The 17,060-nt window shown below is 25.6% G+C and carries 17 protein-coding genes and 1 tRNA gene; 15 read left to right on the top strand and 3 right to left on the bottom strand.

Annotated elements, in window-relative coordinates; all coding sequences use genetic code 11:
* Positions 1-131 precede the first annotated feature (131 nt).
* From FDK22_RS11010 to FDK22_RS10995, 4 genes are read left to right on the top strand one after another with little or no spacing between them, the layout of a single operon-like run.
* The gene (locus FDK22_RS11010; protein WP_138153009.1) at positions 132-977 is read left to right on the top strand and encodes a TIGR02285 family protein; all 846 of its coding nucleotides are present in this window, start codon (positions 132-134) and stop codon (positions 975-977) included.
* The gene (locus FDK22_RS11005) at positions 974-4,447 is read left to right on the top strand and encodes an ATP-binding protein (RefSeq protein ID WP_138153008.1); all 3,474 of its coding nucleotides are present in this window, start codon (positions 974-976) and stop codon (positions 4,445-4,447) included. Before FDK22_RS11010 ends, FDK22_RS11005 begins: the two co-directional genes overlap by 4 nt.
* Entirely contained in the window at positions 4,440-4,841 is a 402-nt protein-coding gene (locus FDK22_RS11000; protein WP_138153007.1) for a response regulator, read from the top strand. Before FDK22_RS11005 ends, FDK22_RS11000 begins: the two co-directional genes overlap by 8 nt.
* Positions 4,831-5,979, top strand: a complete 1,149-nt coding sequence (locus FDK22_RS10995) for an ATP-binding response regulator (protein WP_138153006.1) — start codon at positions 4,831-4,833, stop codon at positions 5,977-5,979. The genes FDK22_RS11000 and FDK22_RS10995 overlap by 11 nt, the downstream gene beginning before the upstream one ends.
* A gap of 114 nt (positions 5,980-6,093) precedes the next feature.
* Here the strand turns inward: FDK22_RS10995 and FDK22_RS10990 are convergent, their stop codons facing one another.
* The gene (locus tag FDK22_RS10990) at positions 6,094-6,510 is read right to left on the bottom strand and encodes an NUDIX domain-containing protein (RefSeq protein ID WP_138153005.1); all 417 of its coding nucleotides are present in this window, start codon (positions 6,508-6,510) and stop codon (positions 6,094-6,096) included.
* 56 nt (positions 6,511-6,566) lie between these two features.
* Here FDK22_RS10990 and FDK22_RS10985 point away from each other — a divergent pair.
* From FDK22_RS10985 to FDK22_RS10970, 4 genes are all read left to right on the top strand, one after another.
* A tRNA-Gly gene (locus FDK22_RS10985) sits at positions 6,567-6,643 on the top strand.
* A gap of 54 nt (positions 6,644-6,697) precedes the next feature.
* Positions 6,698-7,237: a hypothetical protein gene (locus tag FDK22_RS10980; RefSeq protein ID WP_138153004.1), complete on the top strand. Its 540-nt coding sequence runs from the start codon at positions 6,698-6,700 to the stop codon at positions 7,235-7,237.
* Positions 7,238-7,240: 3 nt separating this feature from the next.
* The gene (locus FDK22_RS10975; RefSeq protein ID WP_138153003.1) at positions 7,241-8,119 is read left to right on the top strand and encodes a radical SAM/SPASM domain-containing protein; all 879 of its coding nucleotides are present in this window, start codon (positions 7,241-7,243) and stop codon (positions 8,117-8,119) included.
* An 18-nt stretch (positions 8,120-8,137) separates the two neighbouring features.
* Positions 8,138-8,965 (top strand): EI24 domain-containing protein, encoded by an 828-nt coding sequence (locus tag FDK22_RS10970; RefSeq protein WP_138153002.1) that lies wholly within the window; start codon positions 8,138-8,140, stop codon positions 8,963-8,965.
* Here FDK22_RS10970 and FDK22_RS10965 read toward each other — a convergent pair.
* Entirely contained in the window at positions 8,962-9,648 is a 687-nt protein-coding gene (locus tag FDK22_RS10965) for a response regulator transcription factor (RefSeq protein WP_138153001.1), read from the bottom strand. The two genes, FDK22_RS10970 and FDK22_RS10965, sit on opposite strands and share 4 nt — an antisense overlap.
* 133 nt (positions 9,649-9,781) lie before the next feature.
* Here FDK22_RS10965 and FDK22_RS10960 point away from each other — a divergent pair, with 133 nt between their 5' ends.
* On the top strand, positions 9,782-11,266 hold the full coding sequence (locus FDK22_RS10960) for a cache domain-containing protein (RefSeq protein WP_228711698.1): 1,485 nt from the start codon (positions 9,782-9,784) through the stop codon (positions 11,264-11,266).
* Here FDK22_RS10960 and FDK22_RS10955 read toward each other — a convergent pair.
* Entirely contained in the window at positions 11,259-11,597 is a 339-nt protein-coding gene (locus FDK22_RS10955) for a MerR family transcriptional regulator (protein WP_138153000.1), read from the bottom strand. The two genes, FDK22_RS10960 and FDK22_RS10955, sit on opposite strands and share 8 nt — an antisense overlap.
* Before the next feature lie 246 nt (positions 11,598-11,843).
* Between FDK22_RS10955 and FDK22_RS10950 the strand changes: the two genes are divergently transcribed.
* The 6 genes from FDK22_RS10950 to FDK22_RS10925 all read left to right on the top strand — a co-directional run bounded on the left by FDK22_RS10950 (position 11,844) and on the right by FDK22_RS10925 (position 17,040).
* Complete coding sequence (locus FDK22_RS10950) at positions 11,844-12,494, top strand: winged helix-turn-helix domain-containing protein (protein WP_138152999.1); 651 nt, start codon at positions 11,844-11,846, stop codon at positions 12,492-12,494.
* Between the two features lie 290 nt (positions 12,495-12,784).
* The gene (locus FDK22_RS10945) at positions 12,785-12,997 is read left to right on the top strand and encodes a DUF4492 domain-containing protein (RefSeq protein ID WP_138152998.1); all 213 of its coding nucleotides are present in this window, start codon (positions 12,785-12,787) and stop codon (positions 12,995-12,997) included.
* A complete protein-coding gene (locus FDK22_RS10940; protein WP_138152997.1) occupies positions 12,997-14,523 on the top strand; it encodes a cytochrome ubiquinol oxidase subunit I in 1,527 nt (508 codons plus the stop codon). Before FDK22_RS10945 ends, FDK22_RS10940 begins: the two co-directional genes overlap by 1 nt.
* Before the next feature lies 1 nt (position 14,524).
* Positions 14,525-15,658 (top strand): cytochrome d ubiquinol oxidase subunit II, encoded by a 1,134-nt coding sequence (gene cydB, locus FDK22_RS10935; protein WP_138152996.1) that lies wholly within the window; start codon positions 14,525-14,527, stop codon positions 15,656-15,658.
* A gap of 158 nt (positions 15,659-15,816) precedes the next feature.
* Positions 15,817-16,200, top strand: a complete 384-nt coding sequence (locus FDK22_RS10930; protein ID WP_138152995.1) for a NifB/NifX family molybdenum-iron cluster-binding protein — start codon at positions 15,817-15,819, stop codon at positions 16,198-16,200.
* A 135-nt stretch (positions 16,201-16,335) separates the two neighbouring features.
* Complete coding sequence (locus tag FDK22_RS10925) at positions 16,336-17,040, top strand: peroxiredoxin (protein WP_138152994.1); 705 nt, start codon at positions 16,336-16,338, stop codon at positions 17,038-17,040.
* Positions 17,041-17,060: the final 20 nt, after the last annotated feature.

Below are 17,060 nucleotides of genomic sequence, written 5' to 3'. Positions count from 1 at the left end.
TATATTATTTTATATAAAATTTGCTCCTTTAATACACTTAAACTCTTATTTAATAATAGATTTACATATATATAAGATTATTATTAAAGTTCTGTGCTACAATAATAACAATGTAACTCAAGGAGTTTTTTTTGAAAAGTTTTCTCTCCTTAATCTTTCTTATTACTTTTTTATATTCAAACCAAAATGATAAAATAACATGGCTTATTAATGATGCACCTCCTTTTTATATAAATGAGGGTAAATTTAAAAATGAAGGCTTTGGTGATTTATTTCAAAAGCTGATTATAAAAGATTTAAGTAATTATAATCATGAAATCAAACAAAGTGCACTTTCAAGAGTAATAAAAAATTTTCAACATAAAAAAAATGTATGCTTCTCTACTTGGATTTATAATACAACTCCTGAATATGTTATAACTTCTATTCCTAATGTTTATTATGAACCATTGGGAATTATCACAAGAAAAGAAAATAAAGAGTTTTTTATGAAGATTCCCATTTCTTTAGACAATTTAATGGCAAATGAAAAGTTTATTTTTATTCAAGGTATGGGAAGAGGTTATGGATTACCTTTAGATGAGATAGTAAACAAATATAAAGAAAAACCAAATTTTAAAATTAGAAAATCATCAAAAAATATAACAGATGCAATTTTTGAGATGATAAAAAGAAAAAGAGTTGATTATACAATAGATTATTATAGTTCACTTAGTTTTTATAATGCAAGAAATAAAGATAATAATCAGTTGATTTTTTTGCCAATTGAAGAAAATTATGAAAAGGGTGTACTTGGTTCTATAGCTTGTTCAAAATCACCTTGGGGTAAAAAAGTTATAGAAGATATAAATAAAAGTATTGAAAAATTAAGAGATAAAGATGAATATAAAGAAATATTTTCTAAATGGCTAGTACCAAAAGAAAATAGTACAAGCTATTGGAATAATTATAAAAATCTAATTGAGGATTTCAAATGAAAACAATAATAAAACTTGTATTGTTTTTAAGTTTGTTCTTAACGCCTCTTTTTGCTATTTATAAAGATACTTTAACTTTAGCAAATATTAGTTCAAAACCACTTTTTGAACTTGATAAAGATTCCTTTGATGAATTAATAATACCTTATATAAAACAGAAAAACAATATTTTATCTGTTCAAATAATTGATTTAGAATATGATGAAATCTATTGGCAATATAAATTAAAAGAAAAAAAAGATTTTACATGTAGCAATGGAAATATTATTGATTCATCAATTATTGAATATGAGACTAAAAAAATAGGTAGAATAGATATCTGTTATGATAAAAAGATTTTAGACTTACACAGTGCTTCATTGGAGTATACAAAAGAAGAACTACTTTGGTTAAAGAAAAATCCAGTAATAAAAATTGCTAAAATGAGTTATTGGGCATCTGATATTCTTGGAAAAAATGTTCACATAGATTATATTAATCTTCTTAGTCAATATGGAGGTTTAAATATTTCACTTACTGATTTTGATAAATGGTCTACTGGAATAAAAGCTACTATAAAAGGTGAAAAAGTTCACGGTATACTTGATTTAAGTTGGAGTCAAGATAGAGAAGATAATCAGTTTTTGTTCTCAAAGCCTTATTTCTATACTCCTATGTATATTGTTGTTAAAAAAGAAAATAATGATATCAAATCTATAGAAGACTTGGAAAATAAGACTGTTTATTTACAAAAAGAATCTATTACAAATGAAATAGTAAAGAATTTAAATTTAAATATTAAAACCATCGTTTTAGATAAAAATACAAAGATGTATGAATCTTTGGAAAAAAAGGATTCTAAAGCAGATGCAATTTTAATATATAGTTTAAATGAGAAATTTTTAGAAAACTATAATTTAAAAATTGGAAAAAAGTTTTATAATAAATATGGTGAAGTATATATAGGTCTTAGTAAAAAATATAAAATTTTACAATCAATTTTAATTAAAGCTCATAATAAAATTCCCCAAGAAAAATTAGATGCCTTACAAAATAAAGTTTATAAAATCAATGATAAAAATAGTTTAAATCTTAGTTCAGAAGAGATAAAATGGCTTGATTCTGCACCTAAAATAACTTTTGCAGGGGATCCTAAATGGCTCCCTTTTGAAGGTTTTAACGAACAAGGTGAGTATATTGGATTTGTTTCAGAATATTTAAAAAAATTTGAAAATTTTGTTGGTTTAAAAATAGATAAGATTAAAACTGACTCTTGGTCTGAAACATTATCTTTAGCTAAAGATAACAAAGTTGATATTATCTCCGATGATATTAAAAATACAGCCTTATATAAATATTATAAACCTATTGAACCTTATATTGAGAGTCAAGTGGTAATTGTTATGGATAACAATACTAGTTTTGTTGAAGATTTAAATTCTTTAAAAGATAAAAAAATCGCAATTATTAAAGGTTATGGTTATGTGCAGGAGATTTATAAAAAATATCCAAATTTAAAGTTTTATGAAGTAGAGAATATTAAAGAGGGACTTACAGATTTAGTGTCAAAAAAATATGATGCCATGCTTGGTACAGCGGCTTTAATGAGTTACTCTATTAAATCTTTTGGTTTGCATGATTTAAGAATCGTAGGTTCAGTTGATGTGAAATTATCATTAACTCTTTTTGTAAAAAGAAGTGAAGATTTACTTTATAATATTTTGTCTAAATTTATGTCTTCAATAAATGAGATGGAACATTTAGAGATAAAAAATAAGTTTAATGATATAGCATTTGAACCTATTGTTGACTATAGGATTGTTTGGTATGTTGTGATTGGAACAATTGGTATTATATTGTTTTTTACTCTTAATAATAGAAGATTACAGGTTTTAGTAGATCAAAAAACTTTTGAATTAAAGGATTTAAATAAAAATCTAGAAAACAAAGTATTATCTAGGACTAAAGAACTTGAAGATGAAAAGAATCATGTTGAAGAATTAAATGAAGAATTAAAAGATGCAAAGGTAAAAGCAGAAAATTTAGCAAAACAAAAAAGTGAATTTTTGGCAAATATGAGCCATGAAATTAGAACACCAATGAATTCAGTTTTAGGTTTTACTGAGATATTAGATAAAGAAATAGATAATCCAGTCCATAAAGAATATTTAAACTCAATAAAAAAAGGTGGGGATTCTTTACTTAGAATTATAAATGATATTTTAGACCTTTCAAAAATAGAAGCTGGAAAAATGGAAATTAAAAAAGAATCTATAAATCCAAGAAGTGTTTTTATTGAGATGGAGTCAATCTTTCATTCTAAAATTATAAGTAAAAATATCAATTTTATTATGGAAATTGATGAAAAATTACCAAAATATATTATCACAGATGGAGTAAGGGTTAGACAAATATTATTTAATTTAATTGGAAATGCAATTAAATTTACCGATAAAGGGCAAATAAAACTAAAAGCTATGTCCCTTTATAAAAATGAAATAAAAAGTAAAGTAGATTTAGTTTTTATAGTTGAAGATACAGGAATAGGTATAAATAAAAAGAATTTAAAATCGATTTTTAATGCCTTTGAACAACAAGAAAATCAAAATACTGCAAAATATGGTGGAACAGGTTTAGGTTTATCAATTTGTGCAAAATTAGCAAAAATGTTAAATGGTAAAATAGAAGTAGAAAGTGAAGTGGGAAAAGGTAGTACTTTCAAAGTTACATTATATGATTTAGATGTTAGTTCAATTAATGAAGAATTAGTTGAAAGTAAAATTGATACAAAATCAATAGTTTTTGAAAAGTCTACTATTTTAGTTGTTGATGATGTGGAAGAAAATAGACAACTAGTGATTGCCGCACTAAAGAATTTTGATTTAGAGATAATAGAAGCAAAAGATGGTCAAGAGGCCATAAATAGATTAAAAAATGTTAATTTTAATTTAATTTTAATGGATTTAAGAATGCCCGTTATGGATGGTTATGAAGCTGCAACAATAATAAAAGCTGATGAAAAACTTAGTAAAATTCCATTAATAGCTTTAACTGCTTCAGTTATGAGAAAAGATTTTGAAAAAGTTACAGATTTTGGTTTTGATGGATATTTAAGAAAACCTGTTATTTTAGAAGATTTAATAATTGAAATGACTAAACATCTAAAATATAAAAAACTAGAAGAAAATATTATCGAAGAAGAAGAAAAAGAAGAATATGATTTAGAAAAATTAAAAGATGTAATTAGTGATTTAGAAAATAGTTTAAAAGAAGAGTATAATTTTGTAAAAGAGAGTGGAGATTTTACTTTAATTGAAGAGTTTGCAAATAAAGTTTTAGATCTAGCTGTGAAAAATAAAATTGATTTATTAAGAAATTATGCTCAAGATTTAATAACAAATATAAATTCATTTGATATAGAAAAAGTTGATTATTTAATGAATACATATAATGAAAATATTGAAAAGCTAAAGGTGAAGTTAAGTGTTTAAAGGAAAAATTCTAATAGTAGATGATGTACCAAAAAATATTCAGATGGCCATGAATATATTAAAAAATGAAGGGCATAAAATGTTTTATGCTAAAGATGGGAAAATGGCTTTAAAACTTACTTCAGAACAAGAATTTGATTTGATTTTATTAGATATTATGATGCCTGATATTAATGGCTTTGAGGTTTGTAAAAAACTTAAAAGTGATGATAAAACAAAAAATATTCCAATTGTTTTTTTATCGGGGAAAGATTCTACAAAAGATATTGAACAAGCTTATGAAGTAGGTGGAATTGATTATGTTGTAAAGCCTTTTATTAATATTGAATTAGTTACTAAGGCAAATAATTATGTAAAATTAAAACTTTTAGAGGAAAGTACTTATGAAAAATGATGATTTGCAAACAATTTTAATTGTTGATGATGATGCAAAAAATCTTCAAATTGCAATGAAAATATTAAAAGACTATAAAGTGCTTTTCGCACAAAGTGGGAAAAAAGCTTTAGAACTTTTAGATAAAAACCCTAATATTGATTTAATTCTTTTAGATGTAATTATGCCTGTGATGAATGGTTATGAAACCTGCAAAGAGATTACTAATAATGAAAAATATAAAAATATTCCAATAATCTTTTCAACGGTTAAAGATGATGAGAAAGATATTATTCAAGGGTTTGAACTAGGGGCTGTGGATTATATTGTAAAACCATTTTATCCGGAAGTTTTATTAAAAAGAGTTCAATTACATCTTAAGTTATCAAGGACTACAAAACAATTAAAAATTTTAAATAATAGTTTAAATGAAAAAGTTTCAGAGCAAATAGAAGAGATTCGTAAAAAAGATGAAAAAATCCTTCAACAAGAAAAATTAAAAGATATGAATGATTTAGTTGGCTTAATATCTAATGAACTTAAAAAGCCAATATCTAATATGAAAATTTATTTACAATCTATGGAGTTGATATCTGAATCAAATATGAATGATGTTTTTGCTAAAAGTCTTAATAAGGTTTTATCTGAAATAAATGGAGTAGAAGAGGGCTTATCAGATTTTTCAAATCTTTTTCAAGTTGATAAAAAAATTGCAAAACATAATTTGAAAGTTATTATTGATAGTGTTTTATTTAAATTCAGAAGTGAATTTGATAGACAAAAAATTGAAATTAAATTTATAGGGGATAATTTAATTGTTGTTGATATGGTTGAGGAAGATTTAAAACAGATTTTTTCAAAATTACTTTTAGTTAGTTTAAACTCTTTTTCAAAAACAACAATTGACAATAAAATGATAAATATTGAAATTAAAGATGATGAAGAGAAAATATCAATATTATATTTTGATAATTCAACTTATTCAAACTTTGAAAATTTTAAAATTTATTTGGATAAAAATCATTTATTAAAAACAAAAAAGTTTGACATCAATTTATATATTTTAAAAATGATAATTGAAAAAAGTAATGGTAAATTGATTTTAGAAGAAAATAAAGATGGAGGAGTCTTATTTAAAGTAGAATTATTAAAAAGATAGAAACTTGTATAGTTTATAGTCACTTTAAAAATAAGATTATGTATATATTTCGTTAAAATAAATTTACATACATATCACTTCACAGAGGAGTTTTCCTTTCTCCTCTTTTTTATTTTACCATCTAATAGTTTTTTGAAAATCTTCAATAATTTTTCTATGATCAAACACTAGTTTTTCTAAAGGTATCTCTTTTATTGGATATATAAAAACCTCTTTTGCATCATCTTGTGCTTTTGGTTTTCCCTTTGCTTCACAAACATAAACAGCAGAAGCAGTATGGAATCTTGGATCTCTAGATGGATCTGAATAAATATTTTGGAGATTTAATATCTTTACATCTAAATTTGTTTCCTCTTTCATCTCTCTAACTAAAGCGTTTTCAACACTTTCACCTATATCAACAAAACCACCTGGTAATGCTAAACCATGAGGTTCATTTAATCTTTCAATTAGGACAATTCCTTTAAAGATATCATTTTCATCATATAATTTTATAATACCATCAGTACTTAAATGGGGAGTTTTTATCATAGATTAATCCTTTTTTGTAATTATAGTTAATCTATGCTATAATTCCAATCTGATAAGCGGGAGTAGCTCAGTTGGCTAGAGCCTCTGCCTTCCAAGCAGATTGTCGCGAGTTCGAGTCTCGTCTCCCGCTCCACTTAGATTTATTAATCCAATTTCTAATTAATTTTTATAAAGCTTAAGGATACAAATGAGTGATAGATTACACGAAATAATAGCAGAAGTTGGTATTATTCATAAAACACTTTTAGAAACAAATAAAATAGATGATGTTGAGTATGTCTTAGATTATATAGAAAGTTATGATAGTGATGTAAAAGAGCATTATCTGACACTTTTATTGCAATATTATTTCCAAGAAAATGATATAAATAGTTTTAAAGAACTTTTACTTTTAGGGTATAAATTTGACCTTAGAATGGATGATATTAAAACAGCATTTTTAAATATAAAATCAAATGATGAAAATGTTATTGAATTACTTGAAGATAATGTAGTTTTCTTTAAAGATACAAATTTAGAAGAGCCTTTAAAAACTATGTATAATCATTATAAAAATAGTGATGAAGAGTTACAAACAATTTTAGAAGAGACAATAGAATTAATCAAAAGAAATAGATATGTTTGCAGCTATTGTTATAAAAACAAGGAACAAGAATTTGCAAAATTCTTTTTAAATGAAGATTTATTAGAGTCTTTAAAACGTGATCTTCCATATCTTTTAAAATAGGAATTGATTATTAAAAAATTTAGAAAAGTTCATGTGGAAATTACAAATATATGTAATTTAAAATGTAGTTTCTGCCCTCCTAAAAATTTACCAAATCAAACTATGAGTCTTGAAAGTTTTGATGATTTAAATAATCAATTAAAAGAGGTAACCAATGAATTAGCTTACCATATTGTTGGGGATCCTTTAGTATTATCAAATTTACAAGAATATCTAGAAATTAGTAGAAAACATAAATTAAAAGTAAATATTACTACAACTGCAAATAATTTAAATGAAACTCATTTTGATAGTTTGATGAATGAAACAATTAGACAAATCAATTTTTCCATAAATTCTTATAATGCTAATTCTCATAAAAAGAGTTTAAAAGAGTATTTAGAACCAATTTTAAGTTTTTGTGAATATGCAAAAGAGAAACGGCAACACTTTTTTATTAACTTACGAATTTGGAATTTAGATGAGTCTCAAAGTGCAAAAGAGTTTAATAAAAGCGTATTTGATTTAGTAAATGAAAAATTTGATTGTAAAATAGACATGGAAAATGTTTATAAAGAGAAACCAAAAAATATTAAAATAGATAGAATGATATTTTTTAATTTTGATGACTATTTTAACTGGCCAAGTTTAAACAATGAATTTGTAAGTAACAAAGGTTTTTGTTATGGTTTAGATTCTCACTTTGGAGTATTAAGTTCAGGAACTGTTGTTCCATGTTGTTTAGATAAAGATGCAGTTATTAATTTAGGGAATACGAACAATACACAATTAAAAGATATCCTAAACTCAAAAAAAGTAAAAGATATTCAAAATGGTTTTAAAAATGGTGAAGTAATAGAAGAGCTTTGTCAAAAATGTGATTATAGAAAAAGATTTGATTAGCAAATGAAGGGATAGTTTATGAAAAGAGATTTATTAGAAGGTGAAGTAATAGGTCTTAGTATAAAAGACTTTTTTACAAAAGATATGTTAAAAATTGCAATTTTGCCATTGCTTTTTACTTTGATTATAATGTTGATATTTTTTTACACTGCTGCAGGATATGGATTTGATTCTTTAGAGATTTATGTGCAACAAGTGCAATCTGGTCAAGAGGTGACAGTAGATGAACAAGCACCATTTTATTTTATTTGGATGACTTCAATAATCGCATTTTTGTTTAAATACTCTATTACTTCATGGTTAGTTGGTTTTTTAATTTATACTGTTGGGACTATATTTGTAATGATGTTTTCAGTTTTTTTAACTGTTATTATTATTGGGTTTTTAACACCTATGATTTTAAAGGTTCTACATAAAAGGCACTATTCCCATTTACAAACCAATGGTTTTGGTTCTTTACTTACACCTTTATGGATTGCCCTTAAAAGTGGATTTATTATGGTGTTATTGTTTATTCTTTTTATCCCTTTATATTTTATTCCATTGGTTAATATTATTGCAATAAACTTTCCTGTTTATTATTTCTTCCATAAACTATTAAATTTTGATGTTGCTTCAACTATATTAAGTGAAGATGAGTATAAAGCTATTCATAAGAAAAAAGCTTTTGCTTTTAGATTAAGAACAGCATTTTTATATTTTTTATCTTTAATCCCATCGTTGATGCTTTTTTCTGCTGTATTTTTTATAATATATCTAGGACATAGCTATTTTATACAACTAGAAAAATTAAGAAGTTATGATTTAGACAATAATATAGATAACGATACAAAGCTAATAGGTTAGTCTAAAACTAATCTATAGCCTGTACCTTGAATATTTCTTAGGGTATTTTCAGGTAGTTTTTTTCTGAAGTTTTTTATAAAAAGTCTCATAGCATTTGGAGTCATTATATTATCTTCAGTCCATATAATATTTTCCATCTCTTCGTATGTAATAATTCTATTTTTTTGAATTAAAAGTTTTAAAAACTGATTCTCTTTTTTAGTAAGTTTAAATTCATTGTTTTCTGTAGTAATTAGTGATTTGCTTTCATCAAAAAGCCAACCCTCTTTTAAATTGTATACTCTAGCTGTGTCATAACTTTTAATAAAAGCTTCTAATGCTTCAAATAGTTTACCCTCAGTTATAGGTTTTATAATATATTTTACTAAATGTAGTTCAGTCGCTTCAAGCATATAATCTAAATCAGTGTGTGCAGATGTGATTATAACTCTAACTTTACTATCTCTTTTTCTGATTTTTTTGATTAACTCTATTCCTGTTTCATTTGGCATTTTAATATCTGTAATGATTAAATCTGGTTTATTTGATTCATACATATTAAATGCTTCTTTTGCATTTTTAGCTACAAAAGTTTTTTTGAATAGTTGTTTTAATATTTCATTAATATTATTTCTAATTCCCTCTTCATCTTCTGCATATAAAACAGAGAAACTACTAAGTTTAGAAATTAATGCTTTATCCATCAAAACTGCCTTTTCATATAAGATATGGTATGATACCTAAAATTACTTTATAGGGAAATTTGACTTGAAATTCATTACTGAGAAGAATATATCGAAAATTATTATTTATGTTTTTATAATAATTATGACCTCAATGATACTTTTGATATCCTATTTTTATGTAAAAAACACCTATGAAGATTTTCATGTGGAAATGGAACAATTTGTTCAAGACCAATACTTCTTACAAAAACAAAATCTAAAAAAAGAGATAAATACTATTATAGATATTATTAAATATAATTCGACTAAAAGTGGAGAGGATGAGAGTGAACTTAAAGCTGATATGATTAGACTTTTAAATAATATCTCCTTTGATAATGACAAAAGTAACTATATTTTTGTATATGAAATTTTAGATATAAATGGTGGGGATAGTTTTGCTAAACTTCTTGTTAATCCAAATAGACCAGATTTAATTGGTAAAACAATTTCAACAAATTATACAGATGAAAATGGTAAAAAATTTAGAGAAGAGTTTATGGATGATATAAGATTAAAAGGTGAATCTTTTACTGAATATGCATACACAAAGCTTTATACTAATGAGATTAATCAAAAGCTTTCTTATTTTAAATATTTTCCAAGATGGCAATGGGTAATTGCTGTTGGTATTTATGTTGATGATATTGAAAAGGGAATTGCAAAAAAGAAAATACATCTACAAAACAGAGTTAAAAATCAAGTTGTTCAAAACATTCTTTTGTTTATACTATTTTTAACAATTGCAATTTTTATCTCTATATTAATTTCTCAAAAAATTGATGAGGTGTTTAGACGATATCAAAAAAGTGTTCAATCAAAATCTCAAGCTTTAAGGGATTTAAATTTAACTCTTGAAAAAAGAGTTGAAGAGGAAGTTGAAAAGAATAGGGAACATGAACAATTATTAGTACAAAAATCAAGATTTATAGCCTTGGGTGAAATGATATCAAATATCGCCCACCAATGGAGACAACCATTATCTGAACTTTCAACTATTTTGATGAATATAAAGTTTAAATATACAATGGGACAACTTGATGATGAAGTTATGAATAAAAAAGCAAAAGAAGCTGAAGAGGTTTTAGAATATATGTCTCATACAATAGATGACTTTAGAAATTTTTTCTTACCTAAAAAAGAAAAAGAGAAATTTACATTAAAGTTGGCTATGGATTCGGTTATGACAATTATGTCAAGTACTTTATCAAATAATAGAATTAATATAACTATCTGTGTTGATAATAACCTTGTTTTAAATACTTATTACAATGAATTTAAACAGGTTTTATTAAATATTATCACAAATGCAAAAGATGTATTGATAAAGAAAAAAATAGAATCACCTTGGATAAAAATCTATACAGAAGATCAAGGTGACAAAATAATTTTATATATTGAAGATAATGGTGGTGGAATTAAAGTTGAACCAAAAAGTAAAATCTTTGATCCATATTTTACAACAAAAAAAGATAGTCATGGAACAGGGATAGGTCTTTATATGTCTAAAACTATTGTTGATAAAAATATGAATGGTAAGTTAAGAGTTAGAGATGGAGAATTTGGCGCAAGGTTTGAGATTATTTTACCTAAATAATCTCTACTTCATTTATATCAGAGGTTGAAATCTTTTCCATTTTCTCTTCAACTGTTACAAGAAATTCTTCTCTATTTTTTTCATCCATGTTTGTATTTAACATTTCAATTATATATTTTATTCCATTTGCATTAATCTTTTTCACACTTGCTAAATAATGAACAAAAGCTACTATTTTAATATCACTAATTGAATAAAGCTTTTTTGAATCTTTTTTCTTAGGTAATAAACCTTTATCTTCATACATTCTAAGTGTTCTAATTTTTGCATTTAAAATCTCTGCAATACTTGCTAATGGTAATACATCTTTATTATTATCTAATAAAGCCATCAATTTCCTTTTTCTAAATTATCAAATATGTAATTATATAAAAAATATATTAAAAATAAGAGTGATGAACTTTTATTTAAATTATTTAGTAAAATCGAGCCTTTATTTCATAAAAAACTTTACATTATGTAAAGATATAGTAATTGTGTAAAAAAAACTACATGAAATAAGTTAGAATTTATCATAACTTATGTATTATTCCGACAATGCTAAAGTAAAAGTGTATATAACAAAAGTAGAGGTCTTATGAGATTATTATCATATAATATTGATGAAAAAATTATTGAACATTTAGAAGAGAATAATCTTTATATTATTGATGTAGCAGAAGATATGGATGATGCTATTTATCATAGTAAAGTAAGATATTATAATATGATACTTGTTAACTCAAGTAATTATTATGATTGTAAAGATATTTTAGACAATATTAATTGTAGGTTTACAGCGGTAATATTTATTTGTGATGAACCTTCAAAAGAGTTTCAATTAGATTTATTAAAAAATGGCGCAATGGATATACTTCAGTCACCTGTGTCTACTAAATATTTATTAACAAAAATAGAATCGATTCATAGAGAAAACTTTCAAGAAAATATTTTATATAAAGATAAATTTATCGTTAATATGAAAGATGAACAACTTTTTGATGATAATGAAAATGTTGTGAATTTAAAAGGTAAGTCGTTTTCAATTCTTGCGTATCTTTTAAAAAATAGACATAGAGGTTCTATTTCAAAGGATGAATTACTTCAAACTAATTGGGAAGAACCAGAAATGGTATCTGATAATGTTATTGAAGTTAATATTAATCTAATTAGAAATGCCCTAAAAAAAGAGTTCGATGATAACTTTATTGAAACTATTAGACATAGAGGTTATAAAATAGTTAGTTAGTTTTCTAAATGGATATTTTAAAGAGTTACAAAACTTTTGAAATATTTTTTAGAAGAAAACTAAAACTTCTATGCTAATTATATACGCCTTAAAACTTTTCCTTTTAAAAATCATAAAACACTCACAAAACAATCAAAAAACATAAAAATTAAATCCTTTAACTTTAAAATATTTTAGAATCAATACTGATAAATATCCTACATATTATAATTTTAACTTATAATTAATTTAACATGAAATTAACTTATTTGGAGTATAATACATAAAAATAAATTATAAAAGTTATAAGTATGAATAAACTAACTAATATATATCTACTATACAAAGAAGGTTTTTTAAACCTAAAAATAGGGCGAACCTTATGGAAAGTCATTATTATAAAGTTAATTGTAATACTACTTTTTTTGAATATTTTTGTTTATGACAAAACTATTAAAACTGAATACAAAAGTGATAATGAAAAAATTGAATTTGTATTAAAAAATCTTATAAAGGATAACTAATGGAAGAGCATTTAGTAGACTGGTCAAGAGCTCAGTTTGCACTTACTGCAATATATCATTGGCTTTTTGTTCCTTTAACTTTGGGACTTGGTTTTATTATTGCAATAATGGAAACAATTTATGTAAAAACAGGTGATGAGTTTTGGAAGAAAACAACAAAATTTTGGATGACTCTATTTGCAATAAACTTTGCAATTGGTGTTGCAACTGGAATTATCATGGAGTTCGAATTTGGAACAAACTGGGCAAATTACTCTTGGTTTGTGGGAGATATTTTTGGAGCACCCTTAGCAGTTGAAGGAATTTTAGCTTTCTTTATGGAATCAACTTTTTTTGCTGTTATGTTTTTTGGGTGGGATAAAGTTTCTAAAGGTTTTCATCTTTTATCAACTTGGCTTGTTGCAGTTGGTTCAAATTTGAGTGCCCTGTGGATTTTAGTTGCAAATGCTTGGATGCAATATCCCACTGGAATGAAATTTAATCCAGATACAGTTAGAAATGAAATGGAAAACTTTTGGGATGTTATTTTTTCTCCTGTTGCTATTTCAAAGTTTTTACATACTATCTCAAGTGGATATATTGTAGCTTCACTTTTTGTTGTTGGAATTTCAGCTTGGTACTTATTAAAAAAAAGAGAGATTGAGTTTGCTAAAAAATCAATTATTGTAGGAGCTAGTTTTGGACTAATCACTTCAATATTTATTACTATAACAGGTGATGAATCAGCTCACCAAGTTGCCCTAAAACAACCTGTTAAATTAGCAGCGATGGAAGGATTGTATGAAGGAAAAATTGATGCTGGAATTGTTGGGATTGGAGTATTAAATCCAAAAAAAACTTTAACAAATGATAAAGAAACATTTTTGTTTGAACTTGAAGCTCCTTATACCCTTTCTTTTTTAGCTTATCACGATATTCATGCCTTTGTTCCTGGTCTTAAAGATTTAGTTTATGGAAATGAAACCTATAACATTGAATCAGCTCAAAGAAAAATGGAAAAAGGAAAAATAGCTATAAATGCTTTAAAAGAGTATAAAAAAGCAAAAAGAGAAAATAATGTAGAAAATATCCAAAAATATGAAAAGATTCTAATTAAAAATATGAAATATTTTGGATATGGACATTTAAAAAATCCTGAAGATATTGTTCCTCCAATCCCTTTAACCTTTTACACTTTTCACTTAATGGTTGCCCTTGGAGCTTGGTTTTTATTTTTATTTGCTTTACTTCTTTTCTTTACACTTAAAAGAGATATCTTAAACTATAAGTGGCTTTTGATAGTTACTGTTGCTTCTATCCCTTTAGGATATATTGCAAGTGAGGCAGGTTGGATTGTAGCAGAAGTTGGAAGACAACCTTGGGCAATACAGGATTTAATGCCAGTAGGCGTTGCTGTTACTGATATCTCAACATCAAATGTAAAGACTACATTTTTTATGTTTGCTTTTTTATTTACAGCACTTTTAATTGCCGAGATAAAAATCATGATAGGTCAGATAAAAATTGGCCCTGAAGGAGGGCACTGATATGTTTGAAGAATTAACTTTATTACAATTACAACAGTTTTGGTGGATAATAATTTCACTTCTGGGAGGATTATTTGGCTTTATTATGTTTGTTCAAGGTGGTCAGACTCTTTTAGGAAGAGTCGCTAAAGGTGATGAAACATATAAAACTATGTTAATAAACTCCCTTGGTAGAAAATGGGAGCTTGGATTTACTACTTTAGTCCTATTTGGTGGGGCATTATTTGCCGCTTTTCCACTTTTTTATTCTACTAGTTTTGGTGGAGCATATTGGGTATGGATGGCAATATTATTTTGTTTTATTATTCAAGCAGTTAGTTATGAGTATAGAAAGAAACCAAACAATTTCTTAGGTCAAAAAGTATATGAAACTTTTTTATTTATAAATGGAAGTTTAGGTGTAATTTTACTTGGAGTTGCCATTGCAACATTTTTTTCTGGTTCTGCTTTTAGTGTAGATGAAAATAACTTTTCACATTGGCATACTTCGATAAGAGGTTTAGAAGCTTTATCTTCAATATTTAATTTAAGTTTAGGTTTTGCACTTTTTTTCTTAGTTAGAATTTTAGGTGCATTGTATTTTATAAATAATATTGATAATGAGACTATAAGGAAAAGGGCAATCAAAAGTATCAAAATAGATATGCCCATTTTTTTAGTTTTCTTTTTATTATTTTTATCTCTTTTATTCACAAAAACAGGTTTTGCTTATGATGAAAACTTAAAAATTTATATGCAAGAGTATAAATATCTAATAAATTTTTTAGAGATGCCTTTTGTTTTAGGAATGTTTATAATTGGTATATTAATGGTAGTTATTGCAGTGTTTTTAACAATACATTTTAATAAAACTTGCTGTATCAAAACTGGTGGGTTAGGTGTTGTTTTAACTGTTATGGCTTTATTTTTAAATGTAGGATTTAATAATACCTCATACTATCCATCAAGTTTTGACCTACAAAGTTCTTTAACTATTATAAATAGTTCAGGAAGTCATTATACATTGACTGTGATGTCTTATGTGTCACTTATGGTTCCTTTTGTATTAGCTTACATTTTTTATGCATGGATGCAAATGGATAAGGTGAAAATTACAAAAGAGGAGATAGAAGATCCTCATACACATACTTATTAAAGGATGACTCAATGGAATATTTAAGTTCAATAATTTGGCTATGCACTTGGCCTCTTGTTATTTATATTTCTTATAAATTGATTTTAAAAAATATAAAGAAAATTTGATAGTTTTGTAAATTTAACAAAATAGTAATAAATAATATATAAGGATTAAAAATGATAACGTTTCCAGTAAAAACAAATAAAGAAAATGCAGCAGTATCTCCACTTTTTGGAAAAGCAAAATATTTTGCTTTTTATGATGGTGCTAATTTAACAGTTGAGAAAAACCCATTTGATCATGGATCTGAATTAATAAATTGGTTTTTAAAAAAAGGTGTAAAAGATATTGTAATAAAAGAGATGGGAATAAATCCATATAAAAAATTAAAAGATACAAGTATCAATATCTATTATGCTGGTGATGCTAGAATTACTAGTAATGAATTAATAGAAAAATATAATAATAAAGATTTAGAAGTATTAAATGAAGAAAAAATGAATCTTATAATAAAAAATCATGAAAGTTCTCATACTCATGGTCATGAACATATTCATTAGATTATATTATAATTTTTTATAAGTAAAACTAATAATAATTTAATATAAGTTTAAAGTTTGTGGTGATATACTTCTAATGCTTAAAGGATAAAAATTATCGTTTGATAAAAAATATCTATAATGAAAGGATTAAAAATGGCTTGCGATACAGGAGCAAAACCAATTGAAGAAAAAGAAACTTCAAACAAACAACAAGAAAATAAAATAGAAAAAAAGGAAGAAAAAATGAGTTCAAGTTTAGTATTAAGAAAAGCACCAGAGTTTAAAATGGAAGCATATGATTCAAAAACAGGTCACTACACAACAGTTGATAGTAAAGATTTTGAAGGTAAATGGAATGTAGTATGTTTTTATCCAGCAGATTTTACATTTGTATGTCCAACAGAGATTGCAGCAATGAATGCAAAATATGATGAGTTCCAAGAGTTAGGTGTAGAGATTACAGCAGTATCAACAGATACAAAATTTTCACATAAAAGATTTGTTGAGACTGAGCCAATTTTAGCAGGATTAAAATTAACAATTGCAGCTGATCCAACTGGAGAAGTAAGTAGAGCATTTGGTGTAATGATTGAAGAAGAAGGTGTTGCACTAAGAGGAAGATTTTTAATTAACCCAGAAGGTGTAGTAGTTGCTCAAGAAGTTCAAGCTCCAATGGTAGGAAGAAATGTAAATGAGTTCTTAAGACAAGTTAGAGCTTGGCAACACTCAACTAAAACTGGTGAAGTATGTCCTGCAGGATGGAGACCAGGTAAGAAAACACTTCCAGTAAATACAGATGTTGAGCAAATGACTGGTAGAGTTGGTGATTATATTACTATTGAAGAGATTATGTCTTAATAGTAATAAAATGTAAAAAG

The sequence above is a fragment of the Arcobacter arenosus genome (assembly GCF_005771535.1).
Classification (GTDB): Bacteria; Campylobacterota; Campylobacteria; order Campylobacterales; family Arcobacteraceae; genus Halarcobacter; species Halarcobacter arenosus.
This window is presented reverse-complemented; position numbering and strand designations above follow the sequence as displayed.

What these genes read in the sequence shown, in the direction of transcription:
- FDK22_RS11005 (WP_138153008.1), top strand. Translation starts at nt 974, where the DNA reads ATGAAAACAATAATAAAACTTGTATTGTTTTTAAGTTTGTTCTTAACG.
- FDK22_RS10995 (WP_138153006.1), top strand. Translation starts at nt 4,831, where the DNA reads ATGAAAAATGATGATTTGCAAACAATTTTAATTGTTGATGATGATGCA.
- FDK22_RS10990 (WP_138153005.1), bottom strand. Translation starts at nt 6,510, where the DNA reads ATGATAAAAACTCCCCATTTAAGTACTGATGGTATTATAAAATTATAT.
- FDK22_RS10980 (WP_138153004.1), top strand. Translation starts at nt 6,698, where the DNA reads ATGAGTGATAGATTACACGAAATAATAGCAGAAGTTGGTATTATTCAT.
- FDK22_RS10970 (WP_138153002.1), top strand. Translation starts at nt 8,138, where the DNA reads ATGAAAAGAGATTTATTAGAAGGTGAAGTAATAGGTCTTAGTATAAAA.
- FDK22_RS10965 (WP_138153001.1), bottom strand. Translation starts at nt 9,648, where the DNA reads ATGGATAAAGCATTAATTTCTAAACTTAGTAGTTTCTCTGTTTTATAT.
- FDK22_RS10960 (WP_228711698.1), top strand. Translation starts at nt 9,782, where the DNA reads ATGATACTTTTGATATCCTATTTTTATGTAAAAAACACCTATGAAGAT.
- FDK22_RS10955 (WP_138153000.1), bottom strand. Translation starts at nt 11,597, where the DNA reads ATGGCTTTATTAGATAATAATAAAGATGTATTACCATTAGCAAGTATT.
- FDK22_RS10950 (WP_138152999.1), top strand. Translation starts at nt 11,844, where the DNA reads ATGAGATTATTATCATATAATATTGATGAAAAAATTATTGAACATTTA.
- FDK22_RS10945 (WP_138152998.1), top strand. Translation starts at nt 12,785, where the DNA reads ATGAATAAACTAACTAATATATATCTACTATACAAAGAAGGTTTTTTA.
- FDK22_RS10940 (WP_138152997.1), top strand. Translation starts at nt 12,997, where the DNA reads ATGGAAGAGCATTTAGTAGACTGGTCAAGAGCTCAGTTTGCACTTACT.
- cydB (WP_138152996.1), top strand. Translation starts at nt 14,525, where the DNA reads ATGTTTGAAGAATTAACTTTATTACAATTACAACAGTTTTGGTGGATA.
- FDK22_RS10930 (WP_138152995.1), top strand. Translation starts at nt 15,817, where the DNA reads ATGATAACGTTTCCAGTAAAAACAAATAAAGAAAATGCAGCAGTATCT.
- FDK22_RS10925 (WP_138152994.1), top strand. Translation starts at nt 16,336, where the DNA reads ATGGCTTGCGATACAGGAGCAAAACCAATTGAAGAAAAAGAAACTTCA.